Raw genomic sequence first — 26,811 nt, 5'->3', positions numbered from 1 at the left:
ATGACTAGACTATTTTCGTTGCACAGACTTGGAGGAATTTTTATGAAAATTATTGAAGCCTTATCCCTTTCAGTACCGTATATCCACCTTGCATTAAAAGAGGAAGCAATTGTAGCTGTTGTTGAGAAAGAAAGTCAAATAGTTGTGAAATATTTAGCAGGCAAACGAGTAGATTCAGGCTATAAAGATGGTCAAAAAGTAAATACAAATGATCAAAATGTTTTCATTGCTTTTAATGGTCAAAATGCGGATGTCGTAATACCAAAGGATGTGTATGGCGTGGCCATCAATGCTTTTTCATTCCCAATTCGTGAAAATGGTAAAGTCGTAGGTGCTCTTGCATTTGGACTGCCAATTGACAATGAGCTTAAACTCGAAGATTATATGAGCACAATGGATACTATCGTGAACAGTTTACAGGACAAAGTACATACAATTGCCTCACATTCTGAGGAGTTAGCTGCCACAAGCGAGGAAATTAACAAACAAGCACAGCATGCCCTTGAAGATTCTGAAAAAACAAATGAAGTAACTGATTTAATAAAAAGCATCTCTCGCCAAACGAATTTACTTGGTTTAAATGCATCCATTGAGGCAGCTCGTGCTGGTCAGCATGGCGCTGGCTTTAACATTGTGGCACAGGAAGTCAGAAAGCTTTCCTTCGAAACCTCCAGCGCCACTGAAAACATAGAAGCATCATTACGAAATATCAATCGAAATCTTGAAAATCTGAAGCAAAATATGGGGCAAATCAATGACGCTACCAATGAACAGGCCCAGCTCGTTCAGGATTTCAGTGAAATTATTGAAGAGTTATCTGTTCTTAGTCGTGAAATGAAGAGCTTTATGCACGATGCCTTAAAATAACAACGAGGTGAAAGATATTGATGATAAAAATCAATCCAGATTTATACTTACGCACCATTACCTTAGAAGATGCAAATAACGTTTTCGCATTAACAGACAAGTCCCGTTCCTATTTGCGTGAATGGCTGCCGTGGTTGGATTTCACCAAAGAAGAAGCCGATACATCAGCCTATATTGAAGGGTGTATAAAGAGGCAGGAGGCACAGACTAGCTTTTCGTTTGTTATCGTTTTTCACGATGAAATTGTTGGCATTGCAGGCTTTAATACCATCAATCCTAGTAATAAAATTGCGGCAATCGGCTATTGGCTCAGTGAAGGGGCACAAGGACATGGGATTATGACAAAAACCGTTAAGGCCTTACTACAATATGCATTTGTTGTATTACAACTCAATAAAGTGGAAATCCGTGCTGCTGAGGGCAATGAGAAAAGCCGCGCCATTCCTGAACGACTAGGCTTTACTACAGAAGGTACGATTCGTGCTGCAGAATGGCTATACGATCATTATGTAGACCATGTTGTTTATGGTATGCTTGCTAGTGAGTGGCAGGACAAAAAGTAGCCACTGTCCTTGAACTTATTCTAGCAGGATATATCATAAAATGACATAAAGCTTCTTAATTTTAAAAGCTCAAACAAGCATAACCCCGTTCTAAATTTAGGACGGGGTTAAAATATAGTAAATCGCATGAAAACCTAAGTTTATCTATATCTTCGCATATCTCATTGACTGACTCTTTTATATATTTATTCTGGAACGTTTATACATATTCATAGTAACAAAACAGCTAATAATGATAATCACAGCAGACAGCAATAGTCAATAAAGACCTGATGACTTTAGTCATCAGGTCTCTATTTCCCATTATTGCTCGACAGTTTCCTTCACTTCTTCTTGCTCAGCTATAACTGGTGCCTGCTTTTTTTCTAGGCCTGCTGCAATTTGCTCTAGCTCAGGACGTAATGTATGCTTACCTGCATAGCTTTCAATAAGCTCCTTGACATCAATCCCTGAAGTTTCCTTTAAGGATTCTTGTAAAGTGGACATAAGGTTTGTTGCATAGGAAGTTACCTTGTTAGCACCACCACCTTCTCCACCACCAGTATCGACAACTGTAATCTTATCAATATTACCAAGAGGACTTGCAAGCTCCTTCGCATATTCTGGCATCATGCGTACAATCATATCTAAGACTGCCGCTTGACCGTAGTATTCAAAGGCTTCAGCGATTTTACGTTTCGCCTCCGCTTCTGCAAGACCACGCAGACGAATAATTTCTGCATCCGTTTCCCCTTTCGCACGCTCTGCATCCGCTTTTGCAAGACCGTCCAGACGAATTTTCTCTGCCTCGGCCTGTGCTAATGATTCAATACGGTATTTCTCTGCATCAGCCTGTGCGAGCTCACGCATTTTTTCGGCAGCTGCATTTTGCTCAACAGCGTAACGATCCGCATCTGCCTTTTTCTTCACTTCTGAATCGTATTGCTTCTCACGACGTAAAATTTCTTTTTCCTCTAATTCAATTTGCTTTTGACGTTCAATAATGCGAATTTGCATTTCCTGCTCGGTAACTTCCTGCTTTGCACGTGCAGTTTCCAGCTCATACGCTTGGTCTGCACGGGCTTTTGCGATATCCTGTTCACGGCGGAATTCAGCTACTTTTAATTGATTTTCTTTTTCCGCTTCAGCAATTTCAGTTGCACGCTCAAGCTCAGCCTTTTGTGCTTCTTTCGATGCCTCAGCACGTTTAATACGCGTCTCTTTATCTGCATCCGCAGTTGCGATATCTGCATCACGCTTAACCTGGGCAATTCGAGGCTTACCAAGAGATTCTAAATAGCCATTTTTATCACGTACATCCTTAATCGTAAAGGATACAATTGTCAGACCCATTTTTGCTAAGTCTTGGGATGCAACACGTTGTACTTCCTGAGAAAATTTATCACGATTTTTATAAATCTCCTCCACTGTCATTGAGCCTAAAATAGAACGTAAATGCCCTTCTAATACTTCACGTGCTTCATTTTCACGCTCATCTTTTTGCTTCCCTAAAAACTGCTCTGCTGCGGTTGCAATTTCAGAAATTGACCCGCCGATTTTAATGATAGCAGTCCCGTCAGCCATCACTGGTACTCCTTGCTCTGTATATACTTCAGGTGTTGTTACATCCAGCTTACTAGATAATAGGCTTAATGGCTGTGCTTGCTGGAAAATAGGAAATACAAATGTACCGCCACCACGAATTATTTTAATACGATTTCCTGACTCATCCTTATGTACATTTTTTGAGCCAAGATAGCTGCCTGTTACAATCAGTGCTTCATCAGGACCCGCTGTTCGATACTTTGTCACATATAGTGCCACAAGTGCGATTAAAATAAAAACTACTATTCCTATCACAATTAAAATTTCCATGGACATATAAATATCTCTCCTTTAGACAAATTTCTTCTCATAGGATCTTACAAAAAGTGTGCCTTCCTTAACTTCCACAACAAGTACCGTCGTATCATAGTCGATTGCCTCATTGTCATAGCCAGTTGCTCGCTTAGAAATCATGCCACTTGATGTTTCAATCACAACCTCTCCAAAGCCGTCACTTGGAATTGGGACAATAACCTTTCCAAGCTGACCACCAAGCGATTCTTCCGTATAGGCTAACGAAACATCCGCTGATCTAAGCGGAACAAGAACGAATAAATAAAATAATGCACTTAAAATTGCTCCGATGATAGCAGCCGCAAAGATATTCCAAACGCTAGGGAAAAAGGCTAACTTTTCTAAAATAAATCCAGCTGCTGACATCAACGTAATGAAAGATAGAATGACACTTGGATTAAAAATCGGTAGACCCTCACCGATGCCTTCGACAGCATCACCAAAAAACATAAATAATAGCGTTGCAAGACCAGCGAAGATTAATACCACTAAAAAGATTTGCTCGAGTGAATAGCCAAATAGCGTCAAGTTGTTCACCCCTTTTCATTGTATTACCTACTATACGGATGTACACATTCAAAAGTTTCATAATTTTTCTCATTTTTCTAACAAAAGAAGAGGAGCATAAAACATGATGCTCCCCATGATATGTATTAAATGTATGATGTATTAGTGCACTATGCGTAATTCCACGTCATGCCTGCCATATTGGACAGAAATCTCTTCAGATTCCACTAGTATATCAAGTCGATATCCTCTGATGGCACCACCTTTATCAGCAGCAATGGCCTTAAATTTTTCAGTAGGCGTTTTAATTTCAACAATAGTTCCTAATGGGATAATGGCAGGGTCCACAGCGACAATGCGTAAATCCTTAAAATAGATGGTCTTCTGTACATTAATGCCTGTAGCAGTAATGCCGCTACATCCTATGCAATCTTTACCGTAGTAAGTAGCGTGAAAATTTAGCCATTTCTGATCTTGTAAACTACTATTTTTTAGCTTTAATTGCTCTTTTCGAATTTCCTGTTTCCGCTTTATTCGATTTTGCTCTAGCTGCCTTAGATGATTTTCCTGTCTGATTCTTTCAGCCTCTCTTTGAATCATTTTAAATGCATGCTCATGAATGTTTTTTGGTGTATTCTGAAGAATCGCTTCCAATTCTATTTTCTTATCAACGATTTCTTCTCCCGTTTTTTCTAACATAAAAAATGAAAAGAGTAAGCTAAAGAATACTATTAACACAACTTTATATTCATTCATAAGCTAGTTAAACTCCAATTATATTTTGAAATATTGAATATGTATTTTTTATATTTAGTATGTATGTATATTTTCTCAAATCTCTAGTGCATTCATTTTTTCTAAAAAAGACTCAATGATTTTTATCGCTTCCCACTCCAGGTAATCCATTTCCTTAGCAATCGTTAAATTCAAGTCACCCATCTCCTTATAAGCTAATGCCATGGCAAGACAATCTACTTTGAAACCCTTTGTAATTTCATTCTTTACAGTACTCATTTAACTCATTCCCTTCATTAAATGATTCATAGTATGATGCAACTATGTTGTTTTTTTATTGATTTCTAACAAAAGGGCATCTAACTGTCTAAGCTTTGCTTCACTATCTGACTCAGTAGCTAATAATGCTTGATCACGCTTCAATTGTAATTCCATAAATGTTTGTTCAATTAATCTAATAGAATCCATCAATTCCAATTGAAGCTTTTTACATTTATTGATACATTCCTTTACATTTGATTCGTTTTCGAATACTTGTCCTTGGTGGATCATACTAAATACTTCCCCAAAATCTTCCATTACCTGTTTCATCTCAGTTAAAAAGATTTTTTCCACGTTTATCTCTCCTTTTCATTTTTAAATTAATTCATTCAAATTGTTTTAAGCATATGGTTTATGCATAGTTATTAATTATTTTTTGAATTACTTTTTCCTTATAGTTTGTCGATGTACAATTCTTCATCTTACTGATGGAAACAATTGCAAGTGCTTCAGCCTCTAACATGCTAATTCTTCCTCTCGATTGCTCGACAATCTCAGATGCTAGTTCTTTCATTAAATGCTTGTCCAAGCGTAACACCTCATTTTTTAGATTTCCCCCAAAGTTTCTCTCTAAATCCTTTCGAGAATTTTATAAGCAGGGTAGTGAATATCTAAATATTCTTTGAGTCCTTTCAAAGATGTGATTGTTTTATCAATAATAGATTTTCGTTGAAATCCATTGTATAAATAAATAATATGTTGAAATTCGACGACACAATAAATATTTTCTTGATCTCCATCTAATTGAACTAAGCTGTCAAAATGGATTTCCCAATTTGATGACTTTTTATAAATAAACTTTCTATCACCTATCCCCGTTATTAATTGATCCTCCACCTCCGTCTGTTTATCCATCAGTATTAAACTAGTTACTGAACTATCCATACATTGGCATTCGAGAGCATGTCCTCCTTCATCATTTAAAATTACATTCGTTATACCCCCGTAGAAATCTCTCATAAGCTCCTCGGAAATATCACGATCATTGTAAAGTACCAATTCTAATACTGCCGTCGTTTCTCTTACATTCATTTACATCCCCCTTTAAAATTGTATGGACCGACACCATACAAAAATAGCTTGTTTTCATTCTATCACGAACATTTGTTCGTTTTCAAGTCTATTTTTAGAGAATATTTACAATTATTTAGAATGTAGTATTATATGTAAATAAAAAAAACTGGTATTCAACCAGTTCTAAATGTCCATTCTTATCTGTCCATAGTTTGTATTTATAAAATCTAAGTCTATTTTATGCCGAAGTATGGAGTAACTAACATACTGGTTATTTTTATCCACATACCCAGTATCATATTTACTAGCAACCTTCTCTAATATTTCTTTATTGACTACTTTCACCTCATTCTGGCGAATCAATTCCCAAACATACCACATCATTCCAGATACCTGTATCGTACTTGCTATCAAATTATTATTATCAAAAATTACTTTCGCTAAATCCAATGCTCTATTGCCAAAGGATGCCCTTAATTGGATATCCTCACTCTTTGAATTTGCCTTCTTAAAAATATAAGTACTATCGGAAAAATATTTTTGTCCCTGTTTTGGCTGCATACTGGTAGAGGAAACCTTATCTAATTTTTCTAGCCTCCAATAAAGCTCATCTGAAATTTCAATAATCCTGCTATATCCCTTATTATTCGTCAGTTTTGCCAAGTATACCCCATTGCTATTTTCTAAATCAGCCATTTTTAAATTTAAGATTTCACTATAGCCTTCCCCCTTAATTCCCTCAAATAAACAGAGAAGAAATACAGCATGTCTTTGATCATCAAACAGGTTCATATAGCCAAATAATTGCTCTCTCGTATAACGGATAATGGAAGCTTTATAGACAAATGTACTGCAATATTCCATAGTAATACTGCTAGGAAGTCGTTGTGAGCGATTATTCGAATAGCCATTAGCTATTGCCCATTCAATATATCTAATGATGAAACCAATCGACGCACTTAACGATTGTGGACTAGGCGATTTCAAGCTGTAAAATAACTCTTCAAGCTCTACCTTATTCATATCAAATATATCTTTACTTTTTTGATTTTCGAGAATCGTTGCTTTATTAAATAATGATAAATAAGTAGTTAAACTATTTTCTTGGATATCTAATGAAGTTAAATACCACTCTTTAATATCTTTATTAAAAACATTATCTTTAAGTATCATTTTTTACACCTCATTCTTTTAGTAAATGTTGAAATACTGTTTGAATTTTAGTTCTGCTACGTGCACTCATGCTCCCATATTTAAGAATTCCAATTTCCTCCCATAATGGATTATCCATTGAAAAATCCATTTTATTGAGGTAAAGACGTAAATTATCAAAGGGAATTTTATACTCAAACATACTAGCTGCTAATTCAATATGACCTATGAACATTCTACTCTTAAACATTAAAGAGCTTTTATCTGATAAATTTGATTTATAATAGGCGAAAAGATATATCATATAGTCATTTATCACCTTCGCAGCCTCTATGACTTCTAGACGATTCTCTAGATGGAAGCTATGATCGATGGCATCCGACAATTCTGAGAAAGTAACAACTTCCCCATATGAATATTTAACATTTGAATTGGAAGTAATTCTTCCCTTTAATTCCCCACCTGCCTTTAATTCCATAACAACCTCATCGGCTAATTTATCCTTTGCTAGTTCCTGTAATCTCGGTTTAGGGATTGGATTGGCTTTTGCCATATCGACCTGGACTCTTTTACATTGTGCCTCCGTCATATTCGAAAAAATCACAATCATAGTCCCTTCCAAATCAACCTTCTTCATATAGGCATTATAAATAGAAAAGGTTCGATGGGCTCCATCTAAAACATCTATTTGTGTGCCCTCTAGCAATGTGAGCGTTTTTTCTCTTTCATCATAAATTAATTCAACACCATCCTCCCCAGTGCCAACTTTAGCATTATAGCGTAGTGTTGAAGTTATTAAATCTCCATCTAACGTTTGTTTTTCAATCTCGCGCAAAGATTTAGGATTTAAATTCATAACCTCGATTATTTCGTTTTTGACTCTCTTCTTTTTTGCCTGTCGCTGAATATTGGGATTATACATGGTGATCCCACTCATCCACAGCTTACCAATAATTGAATTGGGGATAATCGCTACATACTCATTGTGCCCTGTTTTTATAACATTCTCGAAAGTATATGGTAAAGTGATAATTTCTTCATAAGGTGATTCCTTTATGTACAATCGCAGCTCTTTAATTTCTGAAGGATTGAGCCATTCTTTGATCCACTCTTGGTCGCTATCTGCAAACTTTAAATGAAGCTGTTCACCAAGTAATAATAATTCCTCCAGCTGTGCCTCTATTAGTTTATCGCTATCATTTATCAGTTCAATAATATTGCCAATGCTTATGTTATATTTGTTAAGCTGTATGGCAATTTCATCTAAAATCCCATTATGTTGAACTAACAGAGGAATTTTAGCTTTTATTTGTTCAATTAATAATTCTTTCGTTTTGCCAACTTTCACCTCTACACGCTCCCTTATCTATTGACTATAGTCAATAGTAGCATAAGCAATTTTAATTTGTAAATTTTTAAATTATTTCATTTAAATATTTAATAGATAAATTAATTTAAAATATTGATTTATTTTCAAATTAAATTATAATAGGATAAATCATAAATTTTGGAAAAATAAAAGGGGATGTTGTGATGGCTTTTCAAACATATAAGGATACAAAGTATAGTCAACTTGTGCTATCAGATGTAATCGTTATTAAAGAACTGTTAACTTTTCGAGGCTCTATCGATGATACCAGCTTTAATCAAGGGGCATGTGCGACCAATTCATTGAAATTAAATACAGAAGTGATTAGCTTATTTGCAGATTTAGATGAATTAATTAAAAAATCTTTAAATAAAGAGCAAATTAAATTACTTCATTATATTGCTCAAGACTATTCTTACTATACTATAGGAAAAATTTTAGGAATACCTGTTAAAACAGTAGGAAGTAAATTTAATACAATTTGTTTACGAATAAAACAGGAAAATGATCGACAATGGCGCAAAGCTACCTATATTAATAAGTTACAGTTAAAAACGAAAAGCTGTAGTAAATGTAAAGATATTCTCCCTGCTACAGATGAATTTTTTAGTGTCAATAACAGCAGTAGAGATCTCCTCCATTCACAATGTAAAAAATGCAAAAAATAGGCTTGGGCGAAAAAAGTGGATTTTACCCTGCACCAGCCAACATAATATGTAGAAGGAGAAATAATATGAAATTACAATTACCTAATTCGATCATTGAATTGCGTATGGAGCTTCCTATAGAAGATAGAGTTCAATACATACAATCGCTTTTAGAAAAAGAAACAGTGGTTTATCGAGGGGAAAAGATCACATTAGATGATTATTTTAGCATAACTGCTCAAACCTATCATACAATTATAATTCTAGACATGCTTGCCTATTACATAACTAAAGGATATTTTACAAGGGATGAACTTTTACTTGAACAAGAGAATTTAACATTTATGAAAGAAGCGAAAAAGCGTCATAAAAGAAGCAGGCAAATTATGAAACTATTGAGAAATCGCAATACGCACCATCGCTTACAGGATAATTACGTGCTTTCTCATCACAAGCTAAAAGAGATGGCTAAGGGCTCTAGCAGACATAATACATTTTCAGGTATCTCCTATTTTGAAGCGATTAGCTTTGGGATTGAAGATGTGGAAGAGGATTTTATCTAATAAGTGAATTAATGCAAATTATGAAATTTTCTAATCGGGCTGTATAGTTTACAGCCCCATCATGAAGGTTTCATATAAATAGAGGAAAAATTAGTAGTAGACCTCTTTTGACAATCTTTTATATTACATGAAAGAAGGTGATGCCAATTGTATGAATAAATTAATGTAAAAAACAATATTATCCTTTTTTCCTATATTGAAACCTTCAAAAATAGCACTCTTCTTTAGGAGGATAAAGGAGAATGAAAATCGTAAAAACAATAACTGAATTTTATCACTCATTAGTAAATGATGAGAAGCTCCTCCGTTTACTATATTACCTGCCCAAAGATTCACAGGATGATCCCCTCGATCCTTTAAAAATGAATGTCTCTCAATTACCTGAGAAAGACCGTATTCTTCAAAATGTAATAGTTATCGGTGATAAAACTAGTGATTTAGCGTTAGAAACAAATAATTGTAGAATTTGTTTCTACACGGGTTCACGTATGCCTCAAAAAAATTATCTGAAAAACATCAACCAATTTACAGATAACCCATATTCAAGCAACCAGCAATATATCTTTGATATTTATACCCCTGCTTCTGCCAACAATATTGATTTTCGACTAGATTGGCTTGGTGAGGTACTAAATGAGGTATTGTTTCAGGAGGACATTGAAGAATTTGGGGATTTAAGATTCCATAGTGGGCTCCCAATCACAACTGTTCCAAATGGCTTTGTTGGTTATCGTTGGACCTACATCATGCACTCTGGACAACAGCCTATGGGATTTAAATCATGAATATGGTCACTAAAAAGGCATTTGGAAAACCAATTACATATAAAGGATTAACTATTTACCCTGTACAAATGAAGGATGCAGATGAATTTTATGAGGCTGTACAGTGCTTACTTTTACCTAAAAACGACTTTCAACAGCCTGAAATCGTCAGAATGTCTTACTTATTATTTTTGCTCACGATGACGCAGAATGAGGATGGACAAATCTTGCTTGAAAAATTAATGGCCTTATACCGTCTAGTCTTTAAAACAGAGGACATACAAATATCGATAAATGAAAAAGGTATGATCTTGATAACGGTCAATGGCATTTCATTGCATGAGCGTGATTTTGATAAAATTAAAACTTTTATTAGTGAGCAAAATCTAATTGATTTAGAGGATGAATTTATCGATCCAGATACAAAGAAAGCCATTCAGGAAGCACGGGCATTTATGGCAAAAAGAAAAACAAAGCAGGCTGACTTAGAGCAGCAAATTATAGCTTATCATTGTAAATCTGGACTCCCCTACCATGAAATTGAACAATTAACACTTTACCAATTCCATAAAGGATTAATTCGAATGGACTATATGGTAAGCAGTGATGCCATTCTCAATGCTCGATACTCAGGCATGGTTGAATTTAAAAATGAGCAAGAGCTTCCCCACTGGCTAAGTCATATCGAGGAGCCAAAGAAAAATGAGGATGTCATTATCACAAAATCAGCATTTGATCAACAAATGAAAAAACTAGGGCTTGCCTCTAGTTAAAATAAAAAACAATTACAAAAAGGACGGTAATCTTTTATGACACAACAAAATCAATTTTTAACTTCAGTAGCAAATGTTCGTTTATTTGATCGCTTAACAGATGAATTAATTTTAAATGGTAAGACATTACTAAATTCGTCCATGACTCAGGCTATTCAGACTCAGGCCATCCATGCTGGAAAAGGCTCTAAAAAGGTATATGAACTGAACTATCAAAAGGAATTAACATTCTCTATTGAGGATGCTGCTTTCGACACTGCCTATATCGCTTTACAAAATGGTACAGAAATTAATCACCAGTTGGCTGAGTACTACACAGACGAAATTATTTTACTTGATGCCAATGGTAAAGGTACTCTTGCCGAAACACCTATTGGTCAGGTCCATGTTGAGCAGCTAAACGGCACATTCACACAATATGCACCTGCTGGCAAAGAAATTACGGTTCCTGCATTAGCTGGTAAGGAAGTACAGGTGGTCTATGCTGTTCAGGAGATGATGGATACAATTGAAATCTCTGCTGATTCCTTCCCTAAGGCTGTACGTATGGAATTAAATGTAGATATCCGTTCGAATAATGGTAAAACAGGTGAAGTCATTATTGAGGTGCCAAACTTCAAGCCGAATGGTGCCGTTGAAATTTCAATGACACATGAGGGTGTAGCATCTTCTTCTCTAGCAGGTAGCTCACTTGCTGATAAAAAAGGAAACTATGCATATATTAAGCTACGAAATTTATCTGAGGAAAAAGTACAATTTACGGCATTAGCTGCAAATCCATCACGTCTAGTTCTAGATTCTGCTGTTGCTGGAGATTCTCAGCGTATTTCAGTATTAGGTATTCGAGGTGCGGGCTATAGCAATGTACTTTTACAAAATAGTGATTTAACGTGGACATCAAAGGCTCCAGCAATCGCAAGTGTTAGTGCAGATGGTGTCGTAACGTTAGGTGCCTCCGCAAAAGCAAATGATCAAACAATGATTGAAGTAACAGACGGAACATTCATTGAAACTATTGCTGTAGACATTATTTAAATGAATTAATGTAAAATGGGTAGAGATTAAATCCTCTACCCTTTCTATTTAACTTCTTTCAGCAAATGTTTTTTGTATCGAAAGCATAGCGGCAGATGTTTTATGCACGTAAGCGTAGTGGCAGTAGCAGATACAGAAGTCTCCTACCTCTATAGGTGGTGAGATGAATGCGGGTTTAGGTTGCTTTTCAGTATGGTGTCCAAACACCTACTGAAAGAAGTTAAAGCCTCTGGCAGATGTCACTGAATCGGATTTAATAAAGGATGTTAGCCTAAAATCATCGCATCCATTCGATAACGGCTAACTGACCTGCATCACGCAGGCCTAAGCACAAAGCCGATTCCAGACGCAATTATGCTGAGGCATAATTGATTATAAAGGAGCTTAAAAATGACAAAACGTGAAACAAAATTAACGTTAACAGATATTCAAAAAGGTGCTGATGCCATAAATAAAAAACAAAAATTTTATATTGATAAAGAACAAGGAAAGTTTATCTATTACTATCCAAAGTTTAGTAAACGTAAAATTACGATATTAATCAATGATTTAGCTAACTCGCTTGAATATGCTCAGCAGCATAAGCTGGAATACTTTGAAAATGATTATGAGCTAAATAATTATATCTTCTTTTTAATCATTAAGCATTTTACGGATTTACAAAGTGAACTAAAGGGTAAGCCCATTGAAACACATTTTGCCACGATGAATTATCTCGTGGATATTGGCTGGTACGACGTATTTTTAACGAAAATGTTTACGATGCAGGAAATCTCCAGTGTATTAGAGGAAATTAATAAACGATTGCAATTAAGCATTAAATTTTTAGAAATGGAAAAAGAGTACTTCAATATTTTACAAGCAACTGCTGCTAAGGACACCGAAGGAACTTCTGATGATTTTTAGCCTCTGCCCATAAATAGTTAAAATTTTGAACTACTCCCCTACCTTCTTTGGGTGGGTACTTGAATATTTTAGGATATTTACTGTTTTATACAACAATAAAGAAAGATGAATCGATTAATATGGCTGCCCTGTATTAATCGGTTATCTAAAATTAGGAGGGAAAATCGATTGAGTGCTGGTGGTGGACAAACAAAACCAATAGAGCTTTTAGCCGCTCTAGGTATCAATGACGATATTTCAAGAAAAAATATACAGACATACATCAAAAGATTAAAAAACATACCTGCTATTAAAATGAATTTAGATGTAAACGGACCTAACACTCAAATATTAGGAGAGTTTGAAAAACAATTACAAGCCCTAGAGCAACAGCTACAGAGCGTTAACCAAAAATATCAAGCAATCGGAAGTGGCTCAACCCCTTCTCTCACATTTTTTGATGAATTGAAGGAGCAGATTTCTCACTCTGTGAAATCAATTAACTCCCTTTCTCAAGCATTTGGTGATGCCAACATCAATGTCAGTAAATTTTACAAACAGCTAGCAAAAACCCCAGCTGGTGACCTACGAGCATTAGAAAATATTGTCACTAAGCTAAAAACAGAAGTAGAAACAATCAGTGTAAATCATATTCAATTTGAGGGTGTTCAAGAAACGCTCGCAAATCTACAAGCTTTAGAATCCAATTTATATTCAATATATGAATTAAATAAGGCCTACGCAGATACAGCCGACTTTGAGCAACTAACTTCTCAGATAACAGATTTAAACACCCAGTTATCCAATATTCAGCTTGGTGAAGGCTTAAACATAGCAGGATTATCAGACATCCCACAACAACTAGAAAAGATTAACCAAGGTATCGAGGCCTTCGGAAAAAATACAGCAGCTGCAGCTCAAAGTGCTACTGTGTCAATATCTACTATAACGAGTTGGATGGGTCAAGCATCCACCTTTAAAACATTTGCAGAAGAAGTTAGCGGTACAACTTTTTCTCCTAAGGCAATTAGAGGATTTAATATAGCTGGAATCGTCTTAGGTTTTAGTGAGTTTGCAATAGGTAAATTTTTGGAACATAAAGAAAAAGCAAAACAAAAGCTTGAGGAATTAAAGACTGAAGAACATGAAATATTGAACGCCTATACATCAAACGCAAAAGAAATCGATGGGCAGATAAATAAATATGCACAATTAGAAAAATCAATGGCGTTAGGAAATGCTGATCCTACTGTCTTTGCAGAATATCAGGATATTTCTAATCGGCTTGGTGAACTCTTACCTCATATTGTTGCCCATGAAGATGAATATGGTAATAAAATAATTGGCTCTTCAGAGGCTCTAAAAGTAAAAATTGAACTTCTGAAAGAACAGCAGGCTTTAGAATCACAAATTGCTGAACAAGAAGCAAAAGAAAAACGTGATGAAAATATTGATACACGTAAAGGAGCTATTTCTGATCTTAAAGACAAGCAAAAAACTATAGCCCAAAATGCAGCTATAATCTTAGACTCCAATATGGCTTCTAACATCCTAAATGATGAAAAATTTTCGGATGAAAAAGGTAAACCATTACTTAAAACAGCAGCAGATTTTGAAAAAAAATTAAACGAAATAAAAAAGCTACAATCCATTGCTGAAAAAAGCGGCGATAATGACTTAGTTGACTACTATCAGCAACTTAGCAACGATGTTAATCACTTTATGGAGGAAATAGCTGATAATGAAGCCAAATTAAATCAAAAAATTTCAGCTCAAAAATCTGACTATATTTCCAATCTTGCTTATATTATTAATGAAAATGATAGATTAACAGATAGTTTAAAGAACAACGCTGAGGGTTTTGCAGCGCAGTTAATTGATGTTACGGATGTAAAAGATTTAGAAACATTACAAAATTCTTTAACAGCATTATTTTCAAACGAAAACGCCTCTACATTAATAAATGATGTTATAGGTTCCTTTCAAAATATGGAGAATGCAACTACTGAAACATTCGATTCCATGGCTAGTAGTGCAAAGGATAAGCTATCTAATGTTAAAGCTGAATTAACTGGGCTAGGCTTAAGTGAAGAAGAAGTAAGTAGCATTATGAAATCTCTAAATTTACATTACGACGACACGATTTCAACTCAAAAGAAACTGTCAGTTGAAATGAGAGCCAATCATTTAACATTCGCTGAAGCAAAAGCTAAAACTTCAGAATTAAAACAAGAGGTACAGAATTTCCAAACAGTTTATGAACAATTAGCTGGAGTTGAACAAACACAAGTACAACATACAGATGATTTATTAAATCAATATGATGCATTAACCAGACAATTAGCGAACTATTCTGAGCAAACACTCCAAGATATATTAAACAAAGAATCGTTAACTTCTGAGGAACAATTTTTAAGAGATACCTTAGACAAACGAATGGGAATAATGAGAGAGCTATCTACCACCTATCCAGATTTATTAGAAAACGATTCAAAATTAATAGGTCTCTCATCAGAAAAGTTAAATGCAATTGAAAATGAAAATAATGCCTATCAAGTTTTGCTCAAGGCATATAAATTATACAATCAAGATAAATTAAATGATGACCAAAAAAATACAATTGCATCAGCTCAATTAGCGTTAGAGCGAATAAAAGTTATAAAAGATGAGTTAAATGCGTTACTACTTAGAGATTCTTACTTCCAAGAACTGTACGATGAAGCCGAAAAAAAAGGTGATTATATGGCAATGTATCGTATAGGGCAACTAATGGTTGGTTCTCAAAGTAAGATCGATGAAAAAAATGGAGAACTTACCAAAGATCAAAAAAGCTTAAATGGTCTTATAAATAAAATTAACTCTTACATTAAAACTACTGAAGGTTCAACCAAAAAATCTCAGATTGCCAACAAAACAACAAAAGATTCCATCTATATCACAGATAAATTTAAACAAACCTTAGAAAACCTCAACCTTGAGATTCAAAAGCAAGTAAAAATTCAATCTACTTTTCCAAAGCATTCTGATGAATATCGAAAATCACTGCAGGCTCAACTTGCGCTTGAAAGAGATAAATTAAATTTACTTGAAAACCAAGAAAAATCTCTTAAATCTCAAATTTCTTCCGGAAAAATTAATAAGACTGGAACGGTTTCAAACGCTTCCACATCTACTACATCTCAAAAGCTAAGTGGTTGGTCGGGTAAAATATCAAGTAACTTTGGAAATAGAATGTTAAACGGTGAATTAGATAATCATCGTGGCATAGATATTGCTATGTCTCGAGGAACTAAGGTAGACGCAAATATTAACGGCAAAGTAATTGCTAGTGGTCGAGCAGAAGATAATGACTATCATTCATCCTACGGTAATATCGTTGTTATTCAAGATGCTAATAATTTAAAACATATTTACGCTCATTTAGATAAAGCAGTTGCTAAATTAGGTTCAACAATTGAAGTAGGACAGCAAATTGGAACTGTTGGCTCAACTGGTAACAGCACTGGTCCACATTTACATTATGAAATTAATAAAAATGGAAATGTACCAATCAACCCCATTGATTACTTAAATGATGCAAAATCAGGCACAGTAAGTTCTACGAATTATACTGCTGTAGAAACAACTCTACAGGCCATAGATCAGGCAAAATCAGAATTGGTAAGGATGCAAAGTGACGTTCTTAATCAAAAAGAAGTAATTGCAAAGATTGAAAAAGATATTATTGATTCCCAATTATCTTATTTTGATTGGAAACGTGGCAACATTCAATCTAATTTAGACTATGAAGATGCGAAGCTAAAATTGGTCGATAAAAGCTCTAGTAGATATACAAAAACAATCGATTTACAAACAAAGTATTTAGAACAAAAGCAGGCCGTAAATAATGAGGAATTAAAATACATAGAAGATTTAATAAAAAATGGGTCTTTATCTGCAGTCACACTTGATGAGATGAAGGGCAAATTATTAGAATTAAAGACGGAAATGCTTGACACAAATAATGCTATTTCACAAATGGCATTGAATAAGCTTGACATATTTGAATATCAACGTAGTCTACCTGAATCACAGCTTGACTATGAAAATGTCAAAATTAAGGAGCTAGATACGAATTCAGCTAGATATGCGAAGACATTACAGCTAATGACCATTTATATGAATCAAAAACAAAATGTTAATCGTAATGAGTTGAATTATTTACAGCAGCAGATTGCAAGTGGTAAACATTTTGGTGAAATGTTAGAAAAGCTAAAAGAGCGTTATGTTGAACTAACGACTGAAATGAAAGCTTTAGATATTGAAATTCGCGAAAAGAATTATGAAATCGTCCTAAATATTAAAACTCAGTACGATGAAAAAAATGAGGAAATTCAATATCAAATTGATAGAAGTAAACTTATCCAGTCGATGTACAAAGAAGGCTCAGCTGATGCGACTCGTGAAATAAACTTTCAAATTGAGAAAACAAATGAGTTATATAACAACACTGTAAAAGAAATTGAGGAATTACAAGATAAATTACATTTTGATTTAAACCCAGAGGATATTAAAAAAATAGGAAAAGATTTAGATGAACTTAGTTTATTAGAAATACAAATAAGGGCCAATTTAAAGGATTATGATAAACAACTTGAAGACAGTGAAAAAAAAGTAGTAGATGAACTTGCCAATAAATTATTTAATGCCTACAAAGAATATATACAAGAAAAACGGGATGCTCATATAAAAAGCATCGACGAGGAAATTAAATGGGAAAATGAACGTCACGACAAGGTCATGGACAATTATAAAGATGAGATGGATTTATTTAGAAAAAATGTCCAGGATAAATTACTGCTAATTGATCGCCAAGAGTCACAACGTGATTACAACCAGGATATTAATAAACTTGAAAAAGATCGCAATGATATTCAAGGACAATATAATCTACTTCTTCTCGATAATTCACATGAAGCAAAAGCAAAACGGAAAACGTTACAGGAGCAGCTTCAACAAATTGATGAGGAAATTTCCGAAAAACGTCATGACAGAGAAATTGAGCTACGAAAGGAATCTTTAAATGATCAGTTAGAGGCGAAAGAAACAGAAATAAGTCAAAAAGAAGAATTAGAAACAGAATACCATGAAAAAGAATTAAATCTACTAGATGAGAAAAAACAATATTGGGAGCAACATTATACAGATCAATTAAATAATGAACGCAAATTGAAAGAGATTAAAGAGAAAATTCGTAATGAAGAATTTGAATCCTTAAAACAGGAATTTGGCGATTATAAAAATTGGTTAGTGGAAAGTATGCCTGAATTACAAAAAACTCTCTCTGAATCTATGGAAAAGGTCGGAAGTTCCATAAGGCAAAACATAATTGATGAATTAGATAATGCAATAAATAAAATTCAAGAATTTAAGTCACTAACAGAGGCAAACGGAGACTTTGGTTCTTCAAATAATTATAATAATCCTGAAAACAAATCGACACTAATCGAAGGAGATATGCAAGTTCTGTTGGGTAAATTTATGACAGATGTTCTTGCTAAGAATGAGACAAATTCTATACGTCAGGCAAATATTCGTGAAAAGGCCCATAATTTAGCGAATGAGGGGAGGTTAAAAAATAATTCTCAAATACCTATAAATATTGACTTTAAAGACTACATAACAAGTACATTATCTGATGTTGATCGCCTTAAGTTAAGCCAATATTTTAAGGAGCAAGCTAAAAAAGTTGTCATTACGCCTGATCTCCAATCACTTATTGAAAGGGAAGCGGATCTCTTAAAGTTAAAAGGTAGGAGTTATGTTTTACAGAACTCCGCTTCTGCCCTACAAGGAGGAATTACAAATTATTCAAGCAATGGCATTGACGGATTAGGTGGCAAAGCAATGATTGTTCATCCAAATGAATTAATTAACTCCCCTATCGATACAAACAACTTATTGTCAATGGCGAATATATTGGAAAGAGCAGGCTTATTTTTCCGCCCATTGTTTGATCGACTTCCATCATTCACTAATACCTTTAGCACCGTTCAAGCCGCTTCTGCTTCAACCTACGGAGATATTAATATTGAATTTAACATAGACAAAATGAATGGTGATATGAATGATTTAACGAAATTCAGCAAAATGATTAACACCGACTTATTACGTAAGAGAGGGATGAGAAATTAGTGTTAGAATCAATTCATTTTATGTATGACAATATCTCATCAAAGGATATGGGCGTTTATATAGGATGGTCTTCGGGCAATTTGTTTGAAGAAAATTTTCTCCCCATACGACGAATTATTGAGAAAAAAGTCACTAATAATGAAATACCTTACTTTCAGAGAGTGGAACATGAACCACTCTCTTTTAAATTGTCTTTTTATCTAGAGAATTGGATAGACGATGGAGACTTAAGAAAAATTGCACGTTGGCTTTTCCAGCCATATTATAAGCCACTGGTCTTTGATCATCATCCGAATCGAGTCATGTATGCCCTTGTAGAAGGTGATTCTACCTTAATCCATAATGGGCTTAAACAGGGTTATGTGGAATTAACAATCAGATGCTCCTCCCCCTATACTTATTCTCATGAGCAAATTATGGATAACATTGAATTCAGAGAATCAAATAAAAGCTACCTATTAAAGGATGACATCTCTACATTTGCTCAAGGTGAATGTCAAAATGTGAAAATCACTGCAAATGGACTAACTATTGATGAGATGAATAACACTTGGGGCATTCTGTATGCCAATACTAATCATTGGAGTGATATGTAAAAATGGAGACGACAAAAAAGCTAGGATTAAAAATAGTAACTGATTCATCATTTGAAAAGGATGATATAAAAGAAACGATTGTTAAATATGGGACAAACTTCAATAAACTAGAAGACTATCTTACATCTTCAGTTCAATCTATTGAAGAATTACAGGATAATACACTTTACTCCATTGGTCATATCCTTTGGAATAAAACACCTATCACTGGCGGTCACATTGGATGGGTCGCAACACGTGAAGGTATTCAGGCAAAAAAATGGAAGTCAAATAAAAATTATATAGTAGGTGATTTAATTAAAGCAGATCCTGATAATGGCGGGCTTTACGAGTGTATAGTTGAGGGAAAAAGCACCACTACTCCCCCAACTTTTCTTTCAGGCTTACATCTTGAGTTTTATGATGCAAATGGGCAAAATTGGCGTAAAGAGTATAACTATGAAGTTGGGGATCTAGTTTTTTCTACAAATGGCAGCAAACAGTTCTATTATATTTGTGAAACTGCTGGATACTCCTCCCCCTCCGAGCCAGAATGGTCATTAGTTCAAAACAATACTGCATTTATTGACGGCTCAGTGGTCTGGAGAAAAGCAAAAACGATTAAATGGAAACGTATCGGTAATAGCTGTGAATTTAGACCATTCGGAAAAATAGAATAGAGGTGCTTATATGAAAAACTGGGGTTCTTTATTAAATATCAAAGGCTCATACACCTCCAAGATTCATTCAATATCAACGAATTCACCGAGTTATTTAACGACCATTGCCGCCAATATTTTAAATGTACATAACAAAGAAGTTCATTTTTATTTTTCAGCGTCCTATGATTACATCACATGGACAGACTGGAAAGAAATAAATTTAAATGAAACAAATCTGTTAGATGAATATGAGCTTAAAGGATTAGCCTTTAAATATAAAATTACGATGAGTGCCTCTAAGGAACATGAAAAGCCATATGTACAATCATTTTCTATCCAATTTGATCCATGTGCTGTTTTTGAAAACTTAGGTGATTTTAATATTAAACCAAAAGTATGGATTAGAAAAAAGAATGGGAATGGAGACATAGAACTAACTAATACGATGACCAATCAAAAAATGCGGTTACGTAATTTATTACATGATGAGGAAGTCTATATTCATTGTCAAAAGGAAGACATCGTATCAAATAGGCAAAATCTTGGCGTCTATCGATACGATGACCATAATGATGAATTTTTAGAGTTAGTAACTGGGAAAAACTATTTAAAAGCAAGTGGCGACTTTGACATGCAAGTTAGATATCAGCACATATTTATTCAACAATAATTTCCTTGAAAGGAGGTGATAAAGTGAATTTAGGTGATATTAACTATAATTTAAAAGCTGTACAGCCAAAAATTTTCCTCTGTCAACCAAATAAAAAAACCATTGCACTGCTAAGTGAAGCCTATGATATTAGCTACAATACAAAAATATCAGTATTAAACCAATTGACCTTTAAAATACCAACCGTCATCATGGAAGACGGTGTTCCAAAGGATAATGAAAACATTCAAAAAATAAAAAATCGCTATTTATTTAAACTAAAGTTTGGTCCTACTACGGAATACTTCCTATTAAATGAATCAAACAAATCCTATAGTGAGGATGAGTCTATCCAATACACGGCTCTATCTCTAGGCGTTCAACTTAGCGATAAAAATATTAGAGGATACGAAGTAGTCAGTAAAACACTTGCACAAATTTCAAATGAAATATTATCATCTGCTAATACAAATTGGCAAGTTGGCTATGTAGACAGTGTTTTTGAAACATACCGCAGCTATGAGGTCTCCTCGAATAACATCCTAGAAATTATTTATGAGCTGGCGAATATTTGGAATGCTATTATAGTCTGGGACACCATTAAATGTGAGATTAACTTCTATAGACCTGATAACATTGGAAACAATAAAGGTTTTTATATTAAAGATGGGAAATATTTAGAAAGCTTTAATTTATCAACGAACACAATTGATACTATAACTCGATTAAAGGCCTATGGTCAGGACGGTCTAACAATACATCGATTAAACCCCACTGGACAGTCCTATTTAGAAGATTATAGGTATTACATGTACCCTTTTAAACGTGAGAATGGAGTTGTTATTAGCCACTCTGAATATATGAGTGATGCATTATGTATCGCAATAGAGGACTATCAAACATTAGTACAATCACTCTCAGAGAAATTCACTAATTTAACTAGCACTATTACAACACAACGCTCCATTATTCAAACGGAAGAACAACGTTTTAGCAGTCTTCTAACCGAACGAATAGTTATTGAGGATGAATTAGATTTATCCAACGCTAATTTTCAATCAAACACCCTTGCCCATCAGGACATTATCAATCGCTTAGATGCAAAAAGAGCTGAGATATCTAACCAAGAAGCCTTTATGCGAGATTTAAAATATCGATTAAATGATTATGAAAGGGAATTAGAAAGCTTAAGAAAAAAATTACTTAGAGAAAATAATTTCTCAAAGGAATTATTGGCAGAGCTATCAAATTTCGAAATTGAAAAAGAATATACCAATGATTCAATTGTGGATGAGGCCGATTTACTTGAAGAAGCGAAAGAAGTTTTTCGACAGTTTTTAGAGCCCCAAATTAAATTAGACATTAATATGATTGATTTTTTAACAATTACAGAATGTCAAAATGATTGGGACAAGCTACATTTAGGTGATATCGTTAATGTTCGGTATGACAGATTACAGGTTGATGTAAAAGCTAAGATTACAGAAATCTCTTATGATGTTGAAAAAGAAACAATCTCCGTTATTATTACAAACGAAATTGATGAGCAAAATACATGGTTAGATAAAATTGAGAAGGCTGGGAATACCTCTACTCTTGTTCAAAAGGAAAAGTGGAAGTGGAGTCTCTCTGAAGAAAATAATGGCGCCATCAACGAGATTATTAATAATAAATGGGATGCATTAAAAAACGCTGTAATGGCTGGCTATAATCAACAAATTGAAATAAGTGAACGCGGTATTATTGTCAAAGACTTAACAGATCCATTAAGCTGGCTCGTTATTCAAAATGGCTTTTTAGCCATTACAAACGATAACGGAAACTCCTGGAAACATGCGATTTCAAAGGATGGTATTTTTGGAGAAAGAATCTTTGGAAAAATCATTTCTGGGGTTAATCTTGCGATTGAAGATGAATCTGGAATCTGGCTGACACGTGGCTCACGTACAACTATTTATAATCGTAATCGAGATGAGGTAATGCGGCTAGGACTTGTAACGGATGAGGATGAGCCTGAATGCTTTGGATTAACTTCTTGGAATGATATTACAAGGGTTGCTATCACAACTTGCGAAGGCTTTTCAGTTAGTCAAAAAGATGGTGACTCTTGGAAAAAAATATTATGGGCAAATACAGAGGGAAACCTATATTCTCGAAATATGGTTGCCGAAAATATTAAAATTGTCAATAACTTAGATCAGTTAATCTTAGATGCTGAAAAAAACTATTTTGATATTGGATTATTTGACAAAATCGTAGCGGATGGCAAATTAACCACATTAGAAAAATTAGAATTGATTAAAGAGTTGTATAAAATACATTCCGATTATAAGTTATTACTGCAGCAAGCACAAAAGTATACATTCAGTGATAGAGACAATCAAACAAATATTGATGCTGAATTTAATACAACAACACAAACCTTCCCTACAACATATTCTGAAATAGAAAGATACTCTACCAAAAATTTTAAAAATGCCTATCTCGCTTTAATGGAATATATGTCAAATTATATAAAAATCATTAATAACGGTTATGTGGAGCTGCAAAATTTAAATATTGATATGATTGACCCTCTTACAGAATCCACGAGTCCAATTGAGAATCGTGGTATTTTTGTGCAAAAGTTTAAAAATTACTATGATGAGGCTACTCGGCTTCGTCAAGCAATTGAAGATTCCCTATTTTATTCTGGCATTCAAATGGGCCGATATCATAATAATCTTATCATGAATGATTTTGGCTTTATTGCAGTTCGTAACGATGGGAAATATCGAGCATTTCTAAACGCAACAAATGGTCTGGCCCTACAAAAATGGGAAAATGGCGCATGGGTTAGTAAACTATTTGCTACTCTTGGAGACAAGAAATGGGAAGATGGAACACTTTATGCTGAAGGCTTGGTAACTAAAAACCTTCGTATTGTGGACGGAGATTTAGGTGATGCCATTACATTTGATTGGGATAAAGGTATTACGATTAACGGTAAAAATGGTGAAGTTATCAGACTCAATGCGAATGAAGCCATTTCGATTTACGTTAATGGGGATAAAAAATTTTATGTTGGAACTGACGGTAGACTATATGCTAAGGATATTACAACACATAATCTTAAAATTGTAGATGGCTTTCTAGGTGAGAAAATAATTTTTGATCAAAATAACGGCATTACGATTAACGGTAATAATGGAGAAGAAATACGTTTAAATGCCAATGAAGGGATCGCCATTGATGCTAAAGGTGAAAAACGCATTTGGATTGGAAAAGATGGACTTATTTATGCGAAAAAGCTACAAATTATGGGCAACGATACGGATGAAATGATTAAGGACATAGATGGAAGCTATATCTCCGATTTAACCGTCAATAAATTAAAAACACTTAACTCCAATAAACCTCAAGACTTTATTCATATTAAAGATAATTTCTTTAAAATTAAAACAAATTATGGTGGTTCAGAAAAAGATAAGCTTACAATTACCGTAAAGGAAACTGGAGATGCGGCTTATCCTCATATGACCTGGGGGGCAGGCGGTGATGGAGGCTCAGGAAACAATGTTGGCTACCAATATAAAAAAATGGATGGTTTCTATTTCGATTACGTAGGGATAGATGGCCAAAAGCGAGAATTTGCATTGAAAAACGGAGATGACTCCATAGTTATGAAAACACCGCACTCCATGAACTTCGAAGGAAAAAATATTAATCTTAAAGCCTCTACAGCCATTACGTTAGCAGTAGGTGAAAATAAAATTGTCATTAGCTCTACAGGTGTTAAGGTGAATGGTTCAAAAATTGAACTTAACTAGGGAGGGAGAAACATGTCTGGAGTAGCTGTAAAAGGTAATAAAATACAATCTATTAGTGCATCCAATCATATAAGAATTAAAAAACCAAATGAATTAACTTGTGAACCTGGTTATATGGATGGTGAGTATTATTCAGGTTATTGGTATGGAGGAAGATGTTATGGTGTGTTAACTCCCCCCTCCTCCCCTTACGCATATAATGATATTCCTGCGACAATTGATGGCGAAATCAATGAAGGAAGCGCAAATGTTTTTGTTAATGGTAAGGCAGTTGCTTTCTCAGGAGCCAAAACATTAGAAAAAGATACATATACAATTCCTAGCGGCTGGACTATTGAAAGCGGCAATCATACAAGTGCAAATGGCTCCATTTCGGCAGGAAGCCCTACAGTTTTTGTCAATGGTAAATCACTTGCTAGACAAAATGATCCAGTTTTAACCCATGCAGGTTCGAAAACTATTGTAGATGAAGGCTCCAGTAATGTGATTTCAAATTAATAAACCGTTAAGAAAGAAGGTGAAAAATTGTCACTCCCTATTAATTATTTAGATTTCAATAATCCGATTCACATTGTTTGGAGAAAAGGAACGCCAAATGATCCATTTATTGATAGACTCGATATTGCTCGTATTGTGAACCAACGTGTTTTTTTATTAGAAATTCCTGATGAGCTTTATCGAGTACGAATTACAGATATGTTTGAAATTAACTATGAAGTTTTTATTAAGAAGAATCTCGATAAAAATGAATTTTATGTAGATTATACAAATGGTTTTGTGTATTTTCATGCATCACGAGAAGCGGAGACCGTATCTGTTGTTTATAAAGGAAGAGGTCTAATCCTCTATCCATCCTCTCGTATTGTTCATTATGATAGTACAGATTCCACCGAGACCTTACATGAAATCATTGAAAAAAGTAAATCTCAAGTCCAAGAATTAATTGATCGAACAGAGAATTACCAGGAATATTTAAATCGTCTTGTCATTGCCATTAATAATTCCAATCATGCTACTGATCAAGCTTTACTTGCTACACAAAAAGCTAATGATGCTACAGAGTTAGTAAAAGATGCTTATGAAACAACAGTTTTAATTTATCAGCCCTATGTCCATACATACGATGATATTGTGAAAAAATTCCCTTATCCTGAAATTGGGTGGACAACACAAGTATTTGATACAGGGATACGCTATAGATGGAATGGAAAAGAATGGGTTCCTATTGATGCTTTAGGCGGCAATGTTCCTTTAGCAAATGAAGTAATAAATGGATTAATGTCAAAGGAGCATTACATTAAGCTTAATGAATTGACCCAATTTGTGAATGAAAAAACGATGGTATTTATTATTCCAAAGGACATTTTACAAGGCAACCAGGATCCACATATTGTATTTGATTGGGATGGAGAAATTACAGAGATAAAAGCTTCCGTATCTTTTAAAGGCTCACAACCAACGCCAATTCACATTCAAAAATCAACAGATTTTAATAATTGGATTGATATAACAGATAATCCGTTAATGATTGCTGCGGGAAGCTATTTTGATAATAAAGCTCATACAATTACCGAAATAAAGGTACAAAAGGGCGATATTTTTAGACTACATATCCCCTCCTTTTCTGTTGATGCTCAAAATTTATCAGTCAATGTAAAAATCATGTTAAACGACTCTTTAAACATGTAATGGCTTAGAGAGTTTTTTTATCTTCATTCACCAGAAGACTCCACCTCTACAGGTAGTGAGATGAATGCGGTTTTGGTTCTCCTTTTCAGTGGGTGTCCAAACACCTACTGAATGAAGATAAAGCCTCCGGCGGATGTCGCGGATTTTCAAAGGAATGAATTGTGCGGCCACAATTCAAAA

General features: G+C 34.4%; 24 protein-coding genes. 15 read left to right on the top strand and 9 right to left on the bottom strand.

Annotation, left to right across the window (positions count from 1 at the left end; all coding sequences use genetic code 11):
* Positions 1-42: 42 nt before the first annotated feature.
* Together AC1RNS_RS02005 and AC1RNS_RS02000 are read left to right on the top strand one after the other, a co-directional pair.
* Positions 43-867, top strand: coding sequence for a methyl-accepting chemotaxis protein (locus AC1RNS_RS02005; protein WP_492990401.1), 825 nt, complete (start codon positions 43-45; stop codon positions 865-867).
* A gap of 17 nt (positions 868-884) precedes the next feature.
* Positions 885-1,430 carry a GNAT family N-acetyltransferase gene (locus AC1RNS_RS02000; protein WP_492990399.1) on the top strand — a complete coding sequence of 182 codons (546 nt, stop codon included), beginning with the start codon at positions 885-887 and terminating at the stop codon, positions 1,428-1,430.
* Between the two features lie 303 nt (positions 1,431-1,733).
* On the opposite strand, the gene floT is transcribed toward AC1RNS_RS02000, so the two are convergent.
* The 9 genes from floT to AC1RNS_RS01955 form a co-directional block, all read right to left on the bottom strand.
* Positions 1,734-3,290: a flotillin lipid rafts scaffold protein FloT gene (gene floT / locus AC1RNS_RS01995; protein ID WP_492990397.1), complete on the bottom strand. Its 1,557-nt coding sequence runs from the start codon at positions 3,288-3,290 to the stop codon at positions 1,734-1,736.
* A 15-nt stretch (positions 3,291-3,305) separates the two neighbouring features.
* Complete coding sequence (locus tag AC1RNS_RS01990) at positions 3,306-3,836, bottom strand: NfeD family membrane protein (RefSeq protein WP_492990395.1); 531 nt, start codon at positions 3,834-3,836, stop codon at positions 3,306-3,308.
* A gap of 141 nt (positions 3,837-3,977) precedes the next feature.
* Positions 3,978-4,571 carry a 3D domain-containing protein gene (locus AC1RNS_RS01985; RefSeq protein ID WP_492990394.1) on the bottom strand — a complete coding sequence of 198 codons (594 nt, stop codon included), beginning with the start codon at positions 4,569-4,571 and terminating at the stop codon, positions 3,978-3,980.
* A 75-nt stretch (positions 4,572-4,646) separates the two neighbouring features.
* Positions 4,647-4,829 carry a hypothetical protein gene (locus AC1RNS_RS01980; RefSeq protein WP_427546028.1) on the bottom strand — a complete coding sequence of 61 codons (183 nt, stop codon included), beginning with the start codon at positions 4,827-4,829 and terminating at the stop codon, positions 4,647-4,649.
* Between the two features lie 42 nt (positions 4,830-4,871).
* Positions 4,872-5,165, bottom strand: a complete 294-nt coding sequence (locus tag AC1RNS_RS01975) for a hypothetical protein (protein ID WP_492990393.1) — start codon at positions 5,163-5,165, stop codon at positions 4,872-4,874.
* 58 nt (positions 5,166-5,223) lie between these two features.
* Positions 5,224-5,400: a hypothetical protein gene (locus tag AC1RNS_RS01970; RefSeq protein ID WP_492990392.1), complete on the bottom strand. Its 177-nt coding sequence runs from the start codon at positions 5,398-5,400 to the stop codon at positions 5,224-5,226.
* 41 nt (positions 5,401-5,441) lie between these two features.
* The gene (locus AC1RNS_RS01965; RefSeq protein WP_492990390.1) at positions 5,442-5,903 is read right to left on the bottom strand and encodes a hypothetical protein; all 462 of its coding nucleotides are present in this window, start codon (positions 5,901-5,903) and stop codon (positions 5,442-5,444) included.
* A 165-nt stretch (positions 5,904-6,068) separates the two neighbouring features.
* A complete protein-coding gene (locus tag AC1RNS_RS01960) occupies positions 6,069-7,058 on the bottom strand; it encodes a phage lytic cycle repressor MrpR family protein (RefSeq protein ID WP_492990388.1) in 990 nt (329 codons plus the stop codon).
* Between the two features lie 10 nt (positions 7,059-7,068).
* On the bottom strand, positions 7,069-8,385 hold the full coding sequence (locus AC1RNS_RS01955) for a ParB N-terminal domain-containing protein (protein ID WP_492990386.1): 1,317 nt from the start codon (positions 8,383-8,385) through the stop codon (positions 7,069-7,071).
* A 185-nt stretch (positions 8,386-8,570) separates the two neighbouring features.
* On the opposite strand from AC1RNS_RS01955, the gene AC1RNS_RS01950 reads away from it, so the two are divergent.
* The 13 genes from AC1RNS_RS01950 to AC1RNS_RS01890 all read left to right on the top strand — a co-directional run bounded on the left by AC1RNS_RS01950 (position 8,571) and on the right by AC1RNS_RS01890 (position 26,631).
* The gene (locus AC1RNS_RS01950; protein ID WP_492990385.1) at positions 8,571-9,074 is read left to right on the top strand and encodes a hypothetical protein; all 504 of its coding nucleotides are present in this window, start codon (positions 8,571-8,573) and stop codon (positions 9,072-9,074) included.
* Positions 9,075-9,139: 65 nt separating this feature from the next.
* Positions 9,140-9,616: a hypothetical protein gene (locus AC1RNS_RS01945; RefSeq protein WP_492990384.1), complete on the top strand. Its 477-nt coding sequence runs from the start codon at positions 9,140-9,142 to the stop codon at positions 9,614-9,616.
* 242 nt (positions 9,617-9,858) lie between these two features.
* Positions 9,859-10,401, top strand: a complete 543-nt coding sequence (locus AC1RNS_RS01940) for a hypothetical protein (protein WP_492990382.1) — start codon at positions 9,859-9,861, stop codon at positions 10,399-10,401.
* Positions 10,398-11,153: a hypothetical protein gene (locus tag AC1RNS_RS01935; protein WP_492990380.1), complete on the top strand. Its 756-nt coding sequence runs from the start codon at positions 10,398-10,400 to the stop codon at positions 11,151-11,153. The genes AC1RNS_RS01940 and AC1RNS_RS01935 overlap by 4 nt, the downstream gene beginning before the upstream one ends.
* A gap of 36 nt (positions 11,154-11,189) precedes the next feature.
* Positions 11,190-12,188: a YomU family phage tail tube protein gene (locus AC1RNS_RS01930; protein WP_492990379.1), complete on the top strand. Its 999-nt coding sequence runs from the start codon at positions 11,190-11,192 to the stop codon at positions 12,186-12,188.
* A 390-nt stretch (positions 12,189-12,578) separates the two neighbouring features.
* Complete coding sequence (locus tag AC1RNS_RS01925; RefSeq protein ID WP_492990378.1) at positions 12,579-13,094, top strand: hypothetical protein; 516 nt, start codon at positions 12,579-12,581, stop codon at positions 13,092-13,094.
* A gap of 168 nt (positions 13,095-13,262) precedes the next feature.
* Positions 13,263-19,247: a peptidoglycan DD-metalloendopeptidase family protein gene (locus AC1RNS_RS01920; protein WP_492990376.1), complete on the top strand. Its 5,985-nt coding sequence runs from the start codon at positions 13,263-13,265 to the stop codon at positions 19,245-19,247.
* Entirely contained in the window at positions 19,247-19,843 is a 597-nt protein-coding gene (locus AC1RNS_RS01915) for a distal tail protein Dit (protein ID WP_492990374.1), read from the top strand. The genes AC1RNS_RS01920 and AC1RNS_RS01915 overlap by 1 nt, the downstream gene beginning before the upstream one ends.
* A 2-nt stretch (positions 19,844-19,845) precedes the next feature.
* Entirely contained in the window at positions 19,846-20,502 is a 657-nt protein-coding gene (locus AC1RNS_RS01910) for a hypothetical protein (protein ID WP_492990372.1), read from the top strand.
* Between the two features lie 10 nt (positions 20,503-20,512).
* The gene (locus AC1RNS_RS01905) at positions 20,513-21,154 is read left to right on the top strand and encodes a hypothetical protein (protein ID WP_492990370.1); all 642 of its coding nucleotides are present in this window, start codon (positions 20,513-20,515) and stop codon (positions 21,152-21,154) included.
* A 23-nt stretch (positions 21,155-21,177) separates the two neighbouring features.
* Positions 21,178-24,942: a phage tail spike protein gene (locus AC1RNS_RS01900; protein ID WP_492990368.1), complete on the top strand. Its 3,765-nt coding sequence runs from the start codon at positions 21,178-21,180 to the stop codon at positions 24,940-24,942.
* A gap of 12 nt (positions 24,943-24,954) precedes the next feature.
* Positions 24,955-25,440: a PAAR domain-containing protein gene (locus AC1RNS_RS01895; RefSeq protein ID WP_492990366.1), complete on the top strand. Its 486-nt coding sequence runs from the start codon at positions 24,955-24,957 to the stop codon at positions 25,438-25,440.
* A gap of 27 nt (positions 25,441-25,467) precedes the next feature.
* Complete coding sequence (locus tag AC1RNS_RS01890) at positions 25,468-26,631, top strand: hypothetical protein (protein ID WP_492990364.1); 1,164 nt, start codon at positions 25,468-25,470, stop codon at positions 26,629-26,631.
* Positions 26,632-26,811 lie beyond the last annotated feature (180 nt).

The sequence above is a fragment of the Lysinibacillus sp. GW821-FHT14F06 genome (assembly GCF_058803665.1).
This window is presented reverse-complemented; position numbering and strand designations above follow the sequence as displayed.

Bases quoted from the DNA above. Each gene is read 5' to 3' on its own strand.
- AC1RNS_RS01905 (WP_492990370.1), top strand. From the start codon at position 20,513: ATGAAAAACTGGGGTTCTTTATTAAATATCAAAGGCTCATACACCTCC.
- AC1RNS_RS01980 (WP_427546028.1), bottom strand. From the start codon at position 4,829: ATGAGTACTGTAAAGAATGAAATTACAAAGGGTTTCAAAGTAGATTGT.
- AC1RNS_RS01945 (WP_492990384.1), top strand. From the start codon at position 9,140: ATGAAATTACAATTACCTAATTCGATCATTGAATTGCGTATGGAGCTT.
- AC1RNS_RS01965 (WP_492990390.1), bottom strand. From the start codon at position 5,903: ATGAATGTAAGAGAAACGACGGCAGTATTAGAATTGGTACTTTACAAT.
- AC1RNS_RS01910 (WP_492990372.1), top strand. From the start codon at position 19,846: ATGGAGACGACAAAAAAGCTAGGATTAAAAATAGTAACTGATTCATCA.
- AC1RNS_RS01925 (WP_492990378.1), top strand. From the start codon at position 12,579: ATGACAAAACGTGAAACAAAATTAACGTTAACAGATATTCAAAAAGGT.
- floT (WP_492990397.1), bottom strand. From the start codon at position 3,290: ATGTCCATGGAAATTTTAATTGTGATAGGAATAGTAGTTTTTATTTTA.
- AC1RNS_RS01940 (WP_492990382.1), top strand. From the start codon at position 9,859: ATGAAAATCGTAAAAACAATAACTGAATTTTATCACTCATTAGTAAAT.
- AC1RNS_RS01985 (WP_492990394.1), bottom strand. From the start codon at position 4,571: ATGAATGAATATAAAGTTGTGTTAATAGTATTCTTTAGCTTACTCTTT.
- AC1RNS_RS01960 (WP_492990388.1), bottom strand. From the start codon at position 7,058: ATGATACTTAAAGATAATGTTTTTAATAAAGATATTAAAGAGTGGTAT.
- AC1RNS_RS01950 (WP_492990385.1), top strand. From the start codon at position 8,571: ATGGCTTTTCAAACATATAAGGATACAAAGTATAGTCAACTTGTGCTA.
- AC1RNS_RS02005 (WP_492990401.1), top strand. From the start codon at position 43: ATGAAAATTATTGAAGCCTTATCCCTTTCAGTACCGTATATCCACCTT.
- AC1RNS_RS01930 (WP_492990379.1), top strand. From the start codon at position 11,190: ATGACACAACAAAATCAATTTTTAACTTCAGTAGCAAATGTTCGTTTA.
- AC1RNS_RS01895 (WP_492990366.1), top strand. From the start codon at position 24,955: ATGTCTGGAGTAGCTGTAAAAGGTAATAAAATACAATCTATTAGTGCA.
- AC1RNS_RS01935 (WP_492990380.1), top strand. From the start codon at position 10,398: ATGAATATGGTCACTAAAAAGGCATTTGGAAAACCAATTACATATAAA.